This window comes from Xenorhabdus bakwenae (assembly GCF_030272115.1).
Lineage (GTDB): Bacteria > Pseudomonadota > Gammaproteobacteria > Enterobacterales > Enterobacteriaceae > Xenorhabdus > Xenorhabdus bakwenae.
This window is the reverse complement of sequence record NZ_CP119194.1, coordinates 3,152,615-3,169,568: the sequence shown is the minus strand read 5'-3', so window position 1 is coordinate 3,169,568 and position 16,954 is coordinate 3,152,615. Positions and strand designations below refer to the sequence as shown.

The 16,954-nt window shown below is 46.5% G+C and carries 12 protein-coding genes, 1 tRNA gene and 3 pseudogenes; 10 read left to right on the top strand and 6 right to left on the bottom strand.

Features of this window, described 5'->3' with window-relative positions; all coding sequences use genetic code 11:
* Window positions 1-167 precede the first annotated feature (167 nt).
* The 3 genes from PXH59_RS15880 to glyQ all read right to left on the bottom strand — a co-directional run bounded on the left by PXH59_RS15880 (window position 168) and on the right by glyQ (window position 3,335).
* A tRNA-Pro gene (locus tag PXH59_RS15880) sits at window positions 168-244 on the bottom strand.
* Window positions 245-344: 100 nt separating this feature from the next.
* On the bottom strand, window positions 345-2,417 hold the full coding sequence (glyS, locus tag PXH59_RS15875) for a glycine--tRNA ligase subunit beta (protein WP_285809104.1): 2,073 nt from the start codon (window positions 2,415-2,417) through the stop codon (window positions 345-347).
* 9 nt (window positions 2,418-2,426) lie between these two features.
* On the bottom strand, window positions 2,427-3,335 hold the full coding sequence (gene glyQ / locus PXH59_RS15870) for a glycine--tRNA ligase subunit alpha (protein WP_047770520.1): 909 nt from the start codon (window positions 3,333-3,335) through the stop codon (window positions 2,427-2,429).
* Window positions 3,336-3,527: 192 nt separating this feature from the next.
* Between glyQ and PXH59_RS15865 the strand changes: the two genes are divergently transcribed.
* Window positions 3,528-4,091: a DNA-3-methyladenine glycosylase I gene (locus tag PXH59_RS15865; protein WP_047770518.1), complete on the top strand. Its 564-nt coding sequence runs from the start codon at window positions 3,528-3,530 to the stop codon at window positions 4,089-4,091.
* A gap of 222 nt (window positions 4,092-4,313) precedes the next feature.
* Window positions 4,314-5,570 carry a valine--pyruvate transaminase gene (locus PXH59_RS15860; RefSeq protein WP_285809103.1) on the top strand — a complete coding sequence of 419 codons (1,257 nt, stop codon included), beginning with the start codon at window positions 4,314-4,316 and terminating at the stop codon, window positions 5,568-5,570.
* A gap of 352 nt (window positions 5,571-5,922) precedes the next feature.
* Here PXH59_RS15860 and PXH59_RS15855 read toward each other — a convergent pair.
* Window positions 5,923-6,528, bottom strand: a pseudogene (locus PXH59_RS15855) (aspartate-alanine antiporter-like transporter); the annotation flags it as partial.
* 241 nt (window positions 6,529-6,769) lie between these two features.
* Here PXH59_RS15855 and PXH59_RS15850 point away from each other — a divergent pair.
* Window positions 6,770-7,117 (top strand): YceK/YidQ family lipoprotein, encoded by a 348-nt coding sequence (locus PXH59_RS15850; protein ID WP_285811805.1) that lies wholly within the window; start codon window positions 6,770-6,772, stop codon window positions 7,115-7,117.
* Window positions 7,118-7,195: 78 nt separating this feature from the next.
* On the opposite strand, the gene PXH59_RS15845 is transcribed toward PXH59_RS15850, so the two are convergent.
* Window positions 7,196-8,485: a YidR family protein gene (locus PXH59_RS15845; protein ID WP_285809102.1), complete on the bottom strand. Its 1,290-nt coding sequence runs from the start codon at window positions 8,483-8,485 to the stop codon at window positions 7,196-7,198.
* A gap of 135 nt (window positions 8,486-8,620) precedes the next feature.
* On the opposite strand from PXH59_RS15845, the gene PXH59_RS15840 reads away from it, so the two are divergent.
* Window positions 8,621-9,238, top strand: a complete 618-nt coding sequence (locus tag PXH59_RS15840; RefSeq protein WP_045973134.1) for a trimeric intracellular cation channel family protein — start codon at window positions 8,621-8,623, stop codon at window positions 9,236-9,238.
* Between the two features lie 34 nt (window positions 9,239-9,272).
* Here the strand turns inward: PXH59_RS15840 and ligB are convergent, their stop codons facing one another.
* Entirely contained in the window at window positions 9,273-11,054 is a 1,782-nt protein-coding gene (gene ligB / locus PXH59_RS15835; protein WP_285809101.1) for an NAD-dependent DNA ligase LigB, read from the bottom strand.
* Between the two features lie 334 nt (window positions 11,055-11,388).
* On the opposite strand from ligB, the gene gmk reads away from it, so the two are divergent.
* The 6 genes and pseudogenes from gmk (at window position 11,389) to recG (ending at window position 16,944) form a co-directional block, all read left to right on the top strand.
* Window positions 11,389-12,012, top strand: coding sequence for a guanylate kinase (gene gmk, locus PXH59_RS15830; RefSeq protein ID WP_047766440.1), 624 nt, complete (start codon window positions 11,389-11,391; stop codon window positions 12,010-12,012).
* Window positions 12,013-12,066: 54 nt separating this feature from the next.
* Window positions 12,067-12,342, top strand: a complete 276-nt coding sequence (gene rpoZ, locus PXH59_RS15825; protein WP_047766439.1) for a DNA-directed RNA polymerase subunit omega — start codon at window positions 12,067-12,069, stop codon at window positions 12,340-12,342.
* 18 nt (window positions 12,343-12,360) lie between these two features.
* The gene (gene spoT / locus PXH59_RS15820; protein ID WP_285809100.1) at window positions 12,361-14,475 is read left to right on the top strand and encodes a bifunctional GTP diphosphokinase/guanosine-3',5'-bis pyrophosphate 3'-pyrophosphohydrolase; all 2,115 of its coding nucleotides are present in this window, start codon (window positions 12,361-12,363) and stop codon (window positions 14,473-14,475) included.
* A gap of 5 nt (window positions 14,476-14,480) precedes the next feature.
* Window positions 14,481-14,567, top strand: a pseudogene (locus tag PXH59_RS20280) (tRNA (guanosine(18)-2'-O)-methyltransferase TrmH); the annotation flags it as partial.
* Between the two features lie 30 nt (window positions 14,568-14,597).
* A pseudogene (locus PXH59_RS15815) lies at window positions 14,598-14,840 on the top strand (tRNA (guanosine(18)-2'-O)-methyltransferase TrmH); the annotation flags it as partial.
* Between the two features lie 22 nt (window positions 14,841-14,862).
* On the top strand, window positions 14,863-16,944 hold the full coding sequence (recG, locus tag PXH59_RS15810) for an ATP-dependent DNA helicase RecG (protein WP_285809099.1): 2,082 nt from the start codon (window positions 14,863-14,865) through the stop codon (window positions 16,942-16,944).
* Window positions 16,945-16,954: the final 10 nt, after the last annotated feature.

Here is a 16,954-nt window from a genome sequence, read left to right as displayed (position 1 = left end):
TCTTCCCTAACTAAAAAGCCCCTATCGATTCCAACTTCAAGAGGCGTGTTATATTTCCCCGCTGCGCTGAGAAATATAAGGTCTTGCGTTGTCTTGCAGATTACAACTTGAAGTTTATCGAGCATATAAGAAAAAACCCCGCTCATAAGAGCAGGGTTTCTGAATGCTGGTCGGCGAGAGAGGATTCGAACCTCCGACCCACTGGTCCCAAACCAGTTGCGCTACCAAGCTGCGCTACTCGCCGAAAACGAGCCGCATCTTACTGCCAGAGCCACAAACCGTCAATATCTTTTTAAAGATAAGTGGTTAGTTGACCATAAACCATCCAATATGACCGATATAGCCTATGACTGGAGCAGGGAAATATCGGCGACACGCAAGAACAGGTCACGCAATTCACTTAATAGCGTCAAGCGATTGACCCTGACCTGGCTGTCTTCATCCATCACCATCACATTATCGAAGAACGCATCCACCACTTCACGCAGGGAAGCTAATTCAGCCAACGCATCCTGATAGTTGCCTTCGGCAAACAGAGGAGCCAGTTTTTCCTTCAATACCACAAGGTGTGTCGCCAGTTGGATCTCTTCTGCCGCTTTTAACACGGAAGCAAGGACAGTATCATTCAACGGTTCTGCTGATTTCGCCAGAATATTGGAAACGCGTTTGTTGGCTGCCGCCAGCGAAACGGCGGCATCCAGAGTACGGAAATGCGTAACCGCTTTCATTCGGGCATCAAAATCTGCCGGTTGAGTCGGACGACGCGCCAATACCGCCTGAATAATATCAACGCTATACCCCAGCTCTTGATACCAGGCGCGGAAGCGACCGAGCATAAACTCAACTACCTCATCCACCGCTTTTTCGTTGGTCAGCTTGTCGCCATACAGACGTACCGCTTCTTCTGCCAAGGTCTGGAGGTCGAGAGGTAATTTTTTCTCAACGATAATGCGCAGAACACCCAGTGCCGCACGGCGCAAAGCAAACGGGTCTTTATCCCCTTTCGGATGCTGGCCAATCCCGAAGATCCCAGCCAAGGTATCCATCTTATCGGCAATGGCAACGGCACAGGAGACGCCTGTTGATGGCAGTGCATCACCAGAGAAACGTGGCTGATACTGCTCATTCAGTGCCAGTGCCACATCTTCCGCCTCGCCATCATGACGTGCATAGTGCATTCCCATTACGCCCTGCGTATCGGTGAATTCGAACACCATGTTGGTCATCAGGTCACATTTGGACAATAACCCAGCACGCGTCGCATGATTGACATCTGCACCGATTTTTTCCGCAATCCAGCCAGCCAGAGCCTGAATGCGATCCGTTTTGTCACGCAAAGTGCCCAATTGTTTCTGGAACAGTACGGTTTCCAAACGCGGCAGGTTGTCTTCTAAACGTTGCTTACGGTCAGTCTTGAAGAAGAATTCCGCATCCGCCAGACGTGGGCGAACCACTTTTTCGTTACCGGAAATAATTTGCTGAGGATCAGAAGATTCAATATTGGTGACAAAAATAAAGCTCGCCATCAATTTGCCGGCCTTGTCGTAAACCGGAAAATATTTCTGGTCACCTTTCATGGTATAAACCAGCGCCTCAGCAGGAACTTGCAGGAATTTTTCTTCGAATTTCGCCGTCAGTACAACCGGCCATTCCACCAGCGAAGCCACTTCTTCCAATAAACTGTCGCTCAGATCCGCTACACCACCCAGCTGTATTGCGGCCTGTTCGGCATCACGCTTGATTATCGCCTTACGAACTTCATAATCCGCGATAACCCGGCCACGTTCCTGCAAAATAGCCGGATACTGCTGCGCGTTCTCAATGGTAAATTCCGCTTCACCCATAAAGCGGTGACCACGAATAATGCGATCCGATTGAACACCCAGAATTTCGCCTTCAACCACTGCGCCGCCCAGCAGCATAGTGACCGTATGTACCGGACGAACAAACTGGGTCTGTTTATCGCCCCAACGCATCAGCTTAGGGATCGGCAACTTACTCAGAGAACTGCTCACCATATCCGCCAGCAACGCTTTTGCTTCGCGGCCTTTAACTTGAGCACGATAAAGCAGCCATTCCCCTTTGTCCGTTACCATGCGTTCAGCCTGATCAACGGTGATACCGCAACCACGCGCCCAACCTTCTGCGGCTTTGGTTGGTTGACCTTCTGCATCGAACGCCTGAGCAATCGCAGGGCCACGCTTTTCAACTTCACGATCAGCCTGTGCTGCCGCCAAATTGGCGACTTTCAGTGCCAAACGGCGAGGAGCCGCAAACCAGCTAACTTCACCATGACCCAGATTGGCGTTATCCAGTTCGGCTTCAAAATTGGCCGCAAAAGATTCAGCCAATGAACGCAGCGCCTTTGGTGGCAGCTCTTCTGTGCCGATTTCCACAAGGAAAGTCTGTTGAATCATGATGGCCTCTTATTTCTTGTTACACATAGGGAAGCCAAGCGCCTCGCGGGAGGCATAATAAGCTTCAGCAACCGCTTTGGTCAGGGTACGGATGCGCAGGATATAGCGCTGACGTTCAGTCACGGAAATCGCTTTGCGGGCATCCAGCAAATTGAAGGTATGGCCCGCTTTTAAAATGCGCTCATACGCCGGCAATGGCAGCGGCGTTTCTAGCGCCAGTAATTCCTGTGCCTCTTTTTCGTATTGCTCAAAGCAGGTAAACAGAAAATCCACATCCGCGTGCTCGAAGTTGTAAGTCGACTGTTCAACCTCATTCTGGTGGTAAATATCGCCATAGGTGGTTTTACCCAACGGGCCATCGCTCCATACCAGATCGTAAACGCTGTCCACGCCTTGAATATACATCGCAAGACGTTCCAATCCGTAAGTAATTTCGCCCGTTACTGGCTTACATTCAAGGCCACCAACTTGCTGAAAGTAGGTGAACTGAGTGACTTCCATACCGTTCAACCAGACTTCCCAACCCAGCCCCCATGCGCCCAGAGTTGGGTTTTCCCAGTTATCTTCAACAAAGCGGATATCGTGAACAGTCGGATCAAGTCCTAACGCTTTCAAGGAACCCAGATAGAGTTCCTGAATGTTCTCTGGAGATGGCTTGATGATAACCTGAAATTGATAGTAGTGCTGGAGGCGGTTTGGGTTTTCGCCATAACGACCGTCAGTTGGACGACGAGAAGGTTGCACATAAGCTGCTGCAATAGGCTCTGGTCCCAAAGCACGCAGACAGGTAATAGGATGAGAGGTTCCTGCGCCGACTTCCATATCCAGTGGTTGGACAATGGTACAGCCTTGACGCGCCCAGTAATCCTGTAATGTCAGGATAAGTCCCTGAAAGGTTTTGGTATCAAACTTTTGCATGTTGACCCCGCACGCGATGCATATGAATTTAAACGAAAGCGGTCAGTATACCCTTTGGACGTAAGATATACAGCACTGATCATCCTCAATTTTATCGCAGTATAAAAAATCTTATTCAGGTCGCTTTACTTGTATATTTATACAGCTAAGATTAGGGTCATTATCAACCACTATTTGAGGTAAGTTCAATTCATGGACAAGGAAATAACGCGCTGTGGTTGGGTCACATCCGCCCCTGATTATCTGGCCTATCACGACAACGAATGGGGAATCCCTTTAAGAGATAGCCAACAACTTTTCGAACTGCTTTGTCTGGAAGGACAACAAGCCGGTTTATCATGGTTTACCATCCTGAAAAAACGGGAAGGCTATCGAAAATGTTTTCATCAGTTTGATCCGGTCAAAATAGCCAAAATGGATGAAACAGACGTTGAGAGACTGATGGAAGAACCGGCTATCGTGCGTAATCGTGGCAAAATCAATGCCATTATTCACAATGCCCGCGCTTATCTGAAAATGGCTGAACAAGGTGAAGACTTCAGCGCTTTTATCTGGCGTTTCGTTGATCACTCTCCACAAATGAATCACTGGCAAAATTTATCAGAAGTTCCTGCCAAAACAGCCAATTCCGATGCACTTGCAAAGGAGTTGAAAAAACGGGGATTTAAATTTGTTGGTAGCACCACCTGCTACGCTTTTATGCAGGCAGCTGGTTTAGTCAATGATCACCTCATAAATTGTTTATGTCGGAAATAAGTGGCTGTGGTGAAAAATTAAAATTAGTGCATAAAAATAAACAAAAATATCACCTTAAAATATAAAACTGGATTAAACGCAATTATCCAGTTTTAAAATTCAAAAAAAAGACAAACCAAACGATACAGAACCGCAGAATATCCGTTTTACCCCATTGCGCCCTGATAGTGAGCAGGGTATGGTGTTTTCTTCTCATACAAAAAAACAGACGCAAACGCCACTATGAAATTTTCGCAATTCGGAAACAAATTTACACAAGATTCAGGAATTACCCGTCTGATGGAGGATCTCAATCAGGGCCTGAGAACACCTGGCGCAATTATGTTAGGCGGCGGCAATCCTGCACATATCCCAGCAATGGATGCCTATTTCCAGCAGATATTGACTGACATGGCGTTAGACGGTCAATTAAGCGAAACACTATGTAACTATGACGGGCCACAAGGGAAAAACACCTTGATAGCAGCATTGGCTCAGGAGCTAAGAGAAAAGCTCGGCTGGGATATCCACCCACAAAATATTGCCCTGACCAATGGCAGCCAAAGTGCCTTTTTCTATCTGTTTAACTTATTGGCCGGTCGCGCTGAAGATGGTTCAATGAAGCGCGTTTTATTTCCTCTTGCTCCAGAATATATTGGCTATTCCGATTCAGGTTTGGATGAAGGGTTATTTGTTGCTAATAAACCGAATATTGAATTGCTACCCAACGGTCAATTCAAATATCACGTTGATTTCGATCACCTGAATATTACCGAAGACATTAACCTGATTTGCGTCTCTCGTCCCACTAATCCAACCGGTAATGTGATCACCGATGAAGAATTACTGCGCCTGGATAGTCTGGCTCAACAGCATCAGATCCCCTTATTGATAGACAATGCCTACGGTGTCCCCTTCCCCGGTATTATCTTCAATGAAGCTACGCCGCTGTGGAATCACAATGTTATTTTGTGCATGAGTCTGTCCAAACTCGGACTACCCGGCTCCCGCTGCGGTATCATTATCGCCAATGAAAAAATCATCAATGCTATCAGTAATATGAATGGCATTATCAGCTTATCCCCTGGAGGGATAGGGCCGGCCATCGCTCTGGAAATGATTAAACGTAACGATCTGTTCCGCCTGTCACAAAATGTTATTCAACCGTTTTACAAACAACGGGTAGATAACGTGATTACCATCATTCGTCGCCACATCTCGGAAGATCGCTGCCTTATCCATAAACCGGAAGGGGCCATATTTCTCTGGCTCTGGTTCAAAGACTTACCCATCACGACAGAAGAGCTTTATCAACGGCTGAAGAAACGCAAGGTGCTGATGGTGCCGGGACATTTCTTCTTTCCGGGACTGGAACACGATTGGTCACATGCCCATCAATGTATGCGAATGAACTATGTTCCTGATATTGATAAGATCGAAGAAGGTATTCGTATTCTGTCTGAAGAGATTGAAATAGCACATCAAGCAGCAGGACGCTGAATCTTGCATCGCAATCTGCCCTTAGCAATAAAATAAAAAAAAGCTCCCTCATTTTAGGGAGGGAGCAAGATGATAACGAGGACTTTTACCTGCGAACAGGACAGTAGTTATTAGAATCCCAAAAGAATTCTTCACACACAATAGGAAAGGAAAACACTCCTTGTTTTTATACCTTCCCTGAACTGCGTATATTTAACCAAAAAAATATTATTCTAATGAATTGAATAAGCAGGGATTTTTTACTTTAAATTGCCTCTACTATCTCAAATTTAAGCCAAATTAAGATAATTGGTCCGTATTCTGTGATCTAAAGCACATTTAATGAATCAAACAATATACTTAATGCACTAAATCATAAGGCCCAGAAAATAACGGCCAAAATTTGGGGAGACATAATCCTTAAAAACATTGCCAATGGATAAACTGTCGCATATGACAACGCCGCAGCCCCGCTGGTACTATGAATTCCATTCGCAAAAGCCAGAGCGGGAGGATCGGTCATGGCACCAGCCAACACCCCACATAAGCTGAGATAATTCATTTTTATAACAACACGTGCCAGTAGGCTTACAACTAACAGGGGGACTATTGTTATCAATGCACCATAACCAATCCATGCCAGCCCTTCGCCATGCACCAGTGTATTAATAAAATTACCGCCAGATTTCAGCCCTACCACCGCCAGAAACATAACAATCCCCAATTCGCGTAATGCAAGGTTCGCACTAGGAGGCATAAACCAATAAAGTTTACCGATCGTGCCAATCCGTCCCAAAATTAACGCAATAACTAAAGGCCCTCCCGCCAATCCCAAGCGTAACGCAGCGGGAAAACCAGGAATAAATAGAGGAATCGAACCTAATAAAACCCCTAATCCTATTCCTATAAATACAGGCAACATTTGTACTTGCTGGAGTTTTTGCTGTGAGTTACCCAAAAGCTTTGTGACGGCTTCCACCCATTAATATTGGCACTAATTAACAGTAAGTTATGTGTTTTAAACCACATATTGTGTGCTTTTTGGCGATAAACGCTATAGCAAACTGAATATTACCTGACTATAGTAAATAGTATTAAAGGGTAAATAGCTTTAAAGGGTAAATGGCTTTAAAATACCCGTCATGCTTTGGAAAAGTGGCGTTAATAGCGAATAAAGTATCTGGACATTGGCAAATTAACTCATTGAGATCATGGAAACGATGAAAAATTGTAAAGTACCTCTATTACTATGTACCACATTAGGATGGTTACTACTTACTGGCTGTTCCAGCATCATGACCCACAGCGGTCCCTATCAAGGTTATTATTCTGGAGCAAAAGCCAATATTGGCATGTTGCAAGATGACAAAACGGGATGGCTTATGAAACCCTTGCTTGCGATAGATCTGCCGTTTTCTGCCTTCTTAGACACGCTTCTGCTTCCCTACGATTATGCGCGTTCCGATCAAGATAGCGCAGAACAATCCCCCAAACATCGTATAGAGCAGCTCGATAAAAATCCAATCGTCATACTGCCTACACCCGAAACTGTAGAACACGATACTTAGAATAAAAACTATGGGCGATATCAGCGTATTATCGGGCATCACCCTTCATCGGCAATGCCCATTTTGCTCTATTTGTTTTCAGATAATCCCAGTTTCCACCACAAATATTTGTCGGTAACCGTCAATATCACGCATAAAAGCGACATAGCGATCATCCGGTGATATCACTATCGCATCAGCGGAAGGTGCATCATCAGTGTGCTCTGTTAAACGCTGCATTTTTCCAGTCTGGCTATCACAGAGAACAACACTATTATCACAAACACAGGCAATAAACCGCCCACGGCTATCCCAGCTAAATGCAGATTGTATGCTGTTTTTACTGTAAGTAATCTGCATGGGTTCACCACCATTTGGTGAGATATACCATAGCTGGACAATCCCTTTTTCATCTTTCATCAGAAAACAGATTTTATAGCCATCCGGCGATGTTCTTAGCCAATGACGTGGAACCGTCACCACTCCCGGCCAGCGATTATTGTGCGTAAAAGTCAGGCGTTTCTGTTTCACTCCCGCAGGCGGTGCCGGTAATGTTGTTTCTGTACCCGCTAAAGGTTGATCGCCCGCAATGGCATATTCATCGTTGTGTTCCGGCAGATCAACGAGATAAATTTCCGGTATTTTTTCGCCATTGGTGGCGTATGTATCCCCAATAAAAGACAGTGCCCAACGCTGCCATTGACCATTACCTTTGCGATATCCTTGCTGTCCAATCCATCCTTCTTCATACGCCCGATTGATGTCATCACTGCCGGGACGTGGGCAAGCCGTAGTCTCACTAACCACAACCGAGAAATAGCGGCCACCATATTCTCTCGAATGTTTTTTGGCTGGCATTACAGCTCGCAAAGGAACCGCCACCGCCACATTACGTAAATCAAGCGCAGGATCTAACTCGTGCATCACATGATCATTGTAGGTAAAACTTAGACGACTGCCATCGGGGCTGAAAACGTGGACATGTGTTCCTCCGCGCAAAGCGCCAGCGGTATAAGGTGAAGTAATATCCATAGCATCAATGTTAATTGCCACATTTGGCTGTATATCGGAAACAATGACACCACGACGATGATGAAAATCATATTGCCACTGTGCATCGGGTTTCTCCGGGCCATGAATAAAGGCATAACGAACAGGCTCTTTCGGACTGACAGTCACCACGCCGACATGAGCGCCCTCCTTTGCCTGATAGATAATTTCAGTTTGCCCATGATTAACATGAATTTTTTCTATCGTTAAACCGGTAAAAGAAGCACCATCGGGACGAACATCGTATACTAACCATTGGCTGTCTGGCGTCCAAGCATTTATATTCGTTATCTGATGGCTACGGCTATAGAATGTAATCTGACGTTCCTTAAAAACCATTTTACTGCCTTACTTTGCGAGGTTTCGGATAATAAAAACTAATTTCATTCAAATTCGGCTAAAAAATTTCAGTCGAAACGTTATTATTTCAACAGTACCCTTTACTTCTACGTTATATTTCATGTAATTAAATTTATGTTACTCAGTGTCCTTTATATCATCGGTATTACGGCTGAAGCCATGACAGGTGCCCTAGCCGCAGGTCGTCGAAAAATGGATGTATTCGGCGTTATCATTATTGCTTCCGTGACAGCCATCGGTGGTGGCACTGTTCGTGATATTATTTTGGGGCACTATCCCCTCGGCTGGGTAAAAAATCCAGAGTATATCGTGACCGTTGCCTGCGCTGCTGTGCTCACTATCTGGGTTGCCCCCATGATGAAACATCTACGCCGACTGTTTCTCATTCTTGATGCCATTGGCTTAATCGTCTTCTCCATCATCGGTGCCCAAATCGCGTTAGATATGCACTACAGCCCGATTATTGCCGCTATTGCCGCCGTCATCACTGGCGTTTTTGGTGGCGTATTGCGCGATATGTTTTGTAATACCATCCCTTTGGTATTCCAAAAAGAGATTTATGCCGGTGTCTCTTTTGCCGCAGCCTGGCTCTATATTGCCTTACTGCATACGCCATTACCCCCGAACAGCGTCATCTTGATTACGCTTGTTGCGGGACTCGCTGCACGATTAATTGCTATTCGTTATCGCCTTGGTTTACCTATCTTCAATTACGATGGCACAGACCACTGATACCATAACGAACCTCAGGGGCAGCCTTTTGCCCCTATTCACTTAATATCTCTTGTTTATTCTCAATGTCCCGTAAAGACAAAATATGAATTACCCCCTTAATCTCAGGATGCTGTAAAAAGGCCAGGATTTTTTCTCTTTGTTTTACTGTTAATGCGTTTTTCGCTTTTGCACCGGATAATATCGTTTCCCACTGCCATCCCAGTTTATCTGCTTGTTTATCCGTAAAGTGCCTGGCATAAGGCAGACCAATGGCTTCATACCATAGCGAAAGTGGCTGTAACTTTGCCTGTTGAAATTGGGAAAAGATCAATTCTGCCCGTTTAGTTCCAATATTGGTCACTGCCTCAAGCTTTTCCTTATCCAGATCCAGCCAATCCGTTAAATTTGCCACCAGACCATGTTTTACCAGCGCTGACCACGTTCCTTGTCCAATGCCTTTCATTTTCAATTTTTCCCCAAGCCATGTCAGGCGAGCGATAAACTGTGGCTGGCAATAATGATCATTATTCATTTCATTTTGATGATCGAATGTCAGACAGCTCAGAAAATGATAATCCTGCTCATTAGGTGGTTGAATGCCAGGGCGTTCCGTCATACGCCACACCACTTTATCGAGTTTAGGTATACCATGCCCCGCCAGTGCCACCGTAATTTTATCGCCAGGATAGACATTCCACTGCTTCCAACGTTTGATCGAACCGATGTTGACTCGACTCACCTGTCGATCATCCACCTTTACTTTTTCCAGCGCCAATACAACGGTTATTCTCCCTGTCCGGCCTATTGTGAAATTAACATCTTTCACGGTTGTCATTTGCTGCCGCAGTGGATATTTCCATGCAACCGCCCAACTATTTGATGCGGCTCGCCATTGTCGGCCTGTCGGTTCAACCTCTTGGCGTAACACAACACCATCCGTAGCAAAAGGGAGGGACCGGACAAAATAATCTTTCCATCTTTTTTCGGCATCTTGTGCTGTGGCAATGGGGTGGCTATGTTGCTGTGTGATGGGGAAACCCATTTCTGCCAATTTTTCCAGCTTCACCGCCATCTCATTTGGTCCATCCGGCCAGCCCCAAATAAAAATACCAACTTGTTTCAGTTCCGGTGCCGGAGTTTTACGTATCATTAAGCCCGCAACTTTACTGCGCGCCCCCTGGCTCCCCTCAACAAACTGCCGATGCTGTTCCTGCTGCCAGAAAAGCTCACCTTGTAATACCAAATGTTCAGGGGCATTTTTAATCCGCTGAGGAATACTGGGAATAAACGCGCTTTTATCCATCCAGTCTATTCCTTCAATACCATTACCCCGGCTGATTAACTGCACTAATTGACCGTTGTCATACACCAAAGTAACCGCAACACCATCGATTTTAGGTTGCAGCCACACCCCTGTGCGGCCCTGTAACCACTGGCTAATTTCCTGTATTCCTTTCAACTTATGCAAGCCTGTGTGCTGGACAGGATGAAGCTGTTTCCCTGACTGTATCTCAGATGAAAGCCCAGGGATCACAGAAGTGTCGGCTACAGGGCTAACATCAAGTAAAGCGCTGTCTGATCCGTGATTTAAACAACTTTGCCAAATTCTCAAGGTTTCCAATAATTGATCGTAAATTTCATCATCTATTTCACTCATTCCCTGCTGGCGATAAAGATAATCCCATTTAGCCACCTGCTGTGTCAGTTGATTAATTTCATGCTGATATTTTTCTGGTGCCCAGTCAGGACACTGAACCTTGTTTGCAAATGCCATTGGCATACCAGATAGCAATATCCATACTGTTATTAAAAAACTGATGAGAAAATTAAGCATCCTTGCTCCTTGTTTTCCTTAAAACGGCTTCCTGAAAATTGATTCCCAAGACATGGGCAGAGAATAAAAAGCAGGAGAATTTTTACCAAGTGGCAAAAAAGAATTTTGCGAAGCGTTTCGAAAAGTAAATGTGCAATTTCTGCAACCGACTATTTTTGCTGAAAATGTTTCGCAAAAAATCTCATTAATGCCCGTTTGTTAAGAAAATATTTTGGTGAAATACCTGTTGGCATGTATTGTAGCGCTGCATGGATTAACGTATCCGTGTATACTATGTGGGATCTTATATTCCTGCGCTTGCATTTATTTATACCCAATCAGTCAAGAAATCATCATGAACCAAGGAACGTTATATATTGTTTCTGCGCCGAGTGGAGCAGGCAAATCAAGCCTTATTCAGGCTTTATTAAAAACCCAGCCCTTGTATGACACTCAGGTTTCTGTCTCGCATACAACACGGCACGCTCGCCCGGGCGAAAATCATGGTGAACACTATTTTTTCGTCACGGTGGATGAATTTCAAAATATGATCAACCATGATGAATTTTTGGAATATGCCTGTGTTTTTGGTAACTATTACGGCACATCCCGAAAAGTCATCGAAGATACACTCGCCAGTGGCGTTGATGTTTTTCTTGATATTGACTGGCAAGGTGCACAGCAAATCCGCCAGAAAATGCCAATAGCTCGCAGCATTTTCATTCTTCCACCTTCTAAGGAAGAGTTGCTCCGCCGCCTGCGTGGGCGCGGTCAGGACAGCGAAGAAATCATTGCCAAACGCATGGCTCAGGCTGTCGCGGAAATGGAACACTACAACGAATATGATTACGTCATCATCAATGACGATTTCAATACGGCACTGGCCGATTTACAATCTATTATTCGTTCAGAGCGTCTACGATTAGATCGTCAGACCCAGCGGCATGATGCCTTAATCAGCAAATTATTGGCAGACTGAACCAAGTTTCAGTATGATGCCCAGTCATTTATTTATCTGTGGAGTAGCACACATATGGCACGCGTAACTGTTCAAGACGCAGTAGAAAAAATTGGTAACCGTTTTGACCTGGTGTTGGTCGCTGCTCGCCGAGCACGCCAATTGCAAGTAGGTGGCAAAGATCCCCTCGTTCCAGAAGAAAACGATAAGATGACTGTTATTGCCCTGCGTGAAATCGAGCAAGGCCTTATCAACAACAAAATTCTTGATGTTCGTGAACGTCAGGAACGGCAAGAGCAAGAAGCCGCAGAAATCAAAGCCGTTTCTGCCATCGCTGAAGGTCGTCGTTAATTTTACGGTAGGTCTGCCTTGTACCTGTTTGAAAGCCTGAATCAGCTGGTTCTAAAATATTTGCCTGAAGATCAAATTGATCTGCTTAAACAGGCCTATGTGGTTGCGCGGGATGCCCACGAAGGGCAAACCCGCTCCAGCGGTGAGCCATACATCACTCACCCCGTCGCCGTTTCCTGTATTTTGGCTGAAATGCGCCTTGACCATGAAACACTTATGGCGGCGCTTTTGCACGATGTCATTGAAGATACCCCTGCAACATTTCAGGATATAGAACAGTTATTTGGCACGGCTGTTGCCGGATTGGTGGAAGGTGTATCCAAGCTGGATAAGCTCAACTTCCGCGATAAAAAGGAAGCACAGGCTGAAAACTTCCGCAAAATGATCATGGCGATGGTGCAGGATATCCGCGTCATTTTGATCAAACTGGCAGACCGTACGCACAATATGCGAACCCTTGGTTCCCTGCGCCCCGATAAACGGCGGCGCATTGCCAGGGAAACGCTGGAAATTTATAGTCCGCTGGCTCATCGTCTGGGTATTCATCACCTAAAAACCGAGCTGGAGGAACTGGGGTTTGAGGCCCTGTATCCGAACCGTTATCGCGTAATCAAAGAAGTTGTGAAAGCCGCTCGCGGTAATCGCAAAGAGATGATCCAGAAAATTCTGTCGGAGATTGAAGGCAGGTTAACGGATGCCGGTATCAAATGCACCGTCAGTGGCCGCGAAAAACATCTCTATTCGATCTATCGTAAGATGCGTCTGAAAGAGCAGCGTTTCCATTCCATTATGGATATTTACGCCTTTCGTGTCATCGTCAATAATCTTGATACCTGCTACCGCGTACTGGGGCAAATGCACAGTTTGTACAAGCCACGCCCGGGTAGAGTGAAAGATTATATTGCCATCCCAAAAGCCAACGGTTACCAATCCCTCCATACCTCCCTGATAGGCCCGCATGGCGTCCCCGTCGAAGTTCAGATCCGCACCGAAGATATGGATCAAATGGCGGAAATGGGGGTTGCCGCGCATTGGGCCTATAAAGAGCAAGGGGAATCTGGTACAACTGCGCAGGTTCGTGCCCAACGTTGGATGCAAAGCTTGCTGGAACTCCAGCAAAGTGCCGGCAGCTCTTTTGAATTTATTGAAAGCGTTAAATCCGATTTGTTCCCTGATGAGATTTACGTTTTTACCCCTGAAGGACGAATTGTTGAGTTACCGGCTAGCGCGACCCCTGTCGATTTTGCCTATGCCGTCCATACCGATATCGGCCACGCCTGTGTTGGTGCCCGCGTTGATCGTCTGCCTTATCCTCTTTCACAAACGCTTAGTAGTGGGCAAACGGTCGAAATTATTACTGCGCCCGGTGCCCGCCCTAATGCTGCATGGCTGAACTTTGTCGTGAGTTCCAAAGCACGCGCCAAAATTCGTCAGTTACTGAAAAACCTGAAACGGGATGATTCCATTAGTTTGGGGCGCCGCCTGCTCAATCATGCGCTCGGTAACGGCACAAAAATTACCGATATTCCGCAAGAAAATATCAACAAAGAACTGGTAAGAATGAAGCTCGCTACTTTGGATGATTTGTTGGCGGAAATCGGTCTGGGTAATGCCATGAGCGTGGTTGTCGCCCGCAACTTATTATTGGGTTCACCCGAGAAAATACCCCACAACAACGGCAACCCTTCCCGTAAGCTGCCTATCAAGGGCGCTGATGGTATTCTGATTACTTTTGCCAAATGTTGTCGCCCCATTCCAGGCGACCCGATTATTGCCCATATCAGCCCCGGAAAAGGTTTAGTCATCCACCACGAATCCTGTCGCAATATCCGTGGATATCAGAAAGAGCCGGAAAAATTCATGCCGGTTGAGTGGGATAAAGATATCAATAGCGATTTTATTGCTGAAATTAAAGTCGATATGTTTAACCATCAGGGGGCACTGGCAAATCTGACTGCGGCCATTAACGATGTCAACTCCAGTATTCAAAGTATGAATACAGAGGAAAAAGATGGCCGTGTCTATTGTGCTTTCATCAGACTGACGACCAAAGACCGTATCCAGCTGGCGAATATCATGCGTAAGATACGTATCATGCCAGACGTGATGCGAGTCAGCCGTAACCGAAACTAGAGGTTATGAATCCTAAACGTTACGCACGCATTTACCAGATGATGGCAATGCGTCAACCTGACCTGACAATCTGTTTAGAAGAAATTCACAAACCCCATATTGAATGTCGCTGTTGCGTCTGCCTTGTTCTGTATGAAGCACAACGGCAACGCTAATTGGCAGGCATGTACCGGCGGGAGAAAAGTATTCTGCCGGAAGAGAAGCAGCAAAGGTTACTGTTTGAAGGAGGGTATCCCGTGTTGGTCACCGTTTCTCACCGTACGGGCCTGGAACAACCTTTGATAGATAAACAAGTGCAAATCATCGCAAGTGAATCATGGTGGTCAGCTATGCAAAAAACAACTGCACCATCAACAAGGAAATAAACCACACTGACGGAGAAATCGTATGAAAGGCCAATTACTTGATGCTATCCCCTTAACCACGTTACGTGGTGTTGGAGCCAATCAGGTCACTAAGCTCGCTAAGTTAGGGTTGGTCAATCTACAGGATTTGCTTTTGCACTTGCCACTCCGCTATGAGGATCAAACCCGCCTGTATGCCATTAATGAGTTACTGCCCGGAATTTATGCTACGGTAACCGGTGAAATATTACGTACAAATGTGGCTTTTGGACGTCGGCGCATCATGACCTGCCAAATCAGTGATGGCACTGGCATATTGACCCTGCGTTTCTTCAATTTTACTGCCGCCATGAAAAATAATCTGGCCGCAGGAAAGCACGTTGTCGCTTATGGCGAAATTCGCCAAGGGAATCAAGGGTCAGAGATTATCCACCCTGAATATAAAGTCCAGCAACACGCCAACTGCGTCCAACTGCAAGAGACGTTAACCCCCATCTATCCCACGACTGAGGGAGTGCGTCAGACAACGCTGCGCAAGTTAATCGATCAGGCATTGGAAATATTGTCCACCTGCTCCATCAATGAATTACTGCCGGAAGAATTCAGCCGGAAGATCATTAGCTTGCCCGATGCATTGCGTACATTGCATCACCCTCCGCCGGAGGCTTCGTTGGCCGATTTAGAGAATGGCCGGCACCCAGCCCAGCGAAGGTTAATTCTGGAAGAGTTGCTGGCGCATCATTTAAGTATGTTAGCCGTCAGGGCTGGAACCCAGCGCTTTCATGCATACCCTCTGACGGCAGATGATTCGCTAAAGCAGAAGCTCCTGAGCCAGTTGCCATTCTCCCCCACAGGCGCACAAGCCCGTGTTGTGGCAGAAATAGAACATGATTTGGCAAAAAATGTCCCCATGATGCGCCTGATACAAGGGGATGTCGGTTCGGGAAAAACATTGGTGGCAGCGCTGGCAGCCGTTCGAGCCATTGTTCACGACAAGCAGGTGGCCCTGATGGCACCAACTGAACTTTTAGCAGAGCAACATGCCAATACCTTCCGCCAATGGCTTGAGCCGCTCGGTATTCAGGTCGGTTGGCTGGCTGGCAAGCAGAAAGGTAAGGCGCGTCAGGCACAGCAAGAGGCGATAGCAAGCGGTCACGTGAGCATGATTGTCGGTACTCATGCCATGTTTCAGGAGCAGGTAAAATTTGCCGGATTGGCACTGGTGATTATTGATGAGCAACATCGATTCGGTGTTCATCAACGTCTGGCATTATGGGAAAAAGGACGCGAACAAGGTTTCCATCCCCATCAGTTGATCATGACAGCGACCCCTATTCCACGCACATTGGCAATGACCGCCTACGCCGATCTGGATACCTCCGTCATTGATGAATTGCCACCAGGCCGAACGCCCGTCACAACGGTTGCCATCCCAGATACTCGCCGGAACGACATTATCCAACGTATCAAAAGCGCCTGTCTGGATGAAGGGCGTCAGGCTTACTGGGTATGTACTCTGATCGAAGATTCGGAGGTACTGGAAGCACAAGCCGCACAGGCAACCAGCGAAGAGCTGACACTGGCGTTGCCTGAATTGAAAATTGGCTTAGTGCATGGGCGGATGAAACCGGCAGAAAAACAATCCGTTATGGCGGCATTCAAGCAAGGTGAAATACAATTGCTGGTTGCCACTACGGTCATTGAAGTCGGGGTGGATGTGCCCAATGCCAGCCTGATGATCATCGATAATCCCGAACGGCTGGGATTGGCGCAGTTGCACCAGCTTCGAGGGCGCGTCGGGCGTGGCGCCATCGCTTCTCACTGTGTCCTGCTCTATAAAACGCCACTGACCCATACAGCCAAAATTCGCCTGCAAGTTTTACGCGACAGTAATGATGGTTTTGTGATTGCCCAGAAAGACTTGGCGATCCGTGGGCCAGGTGAACTGCTGGGTACACGCCAAACAGGTAATGCAGAATTCAGGATCGCGGATTTATTGCGCGACCAAAGTATGCTACCCGAAGTTCAGCGTATCGCCCGCTATATCCACCAATACTATCCTGAACACGCCAAAGCGTTGATTGAACGCTGGTTGCCGGATAGTTCCCAATATAGTCATGCTTAAGTGCCAGCCG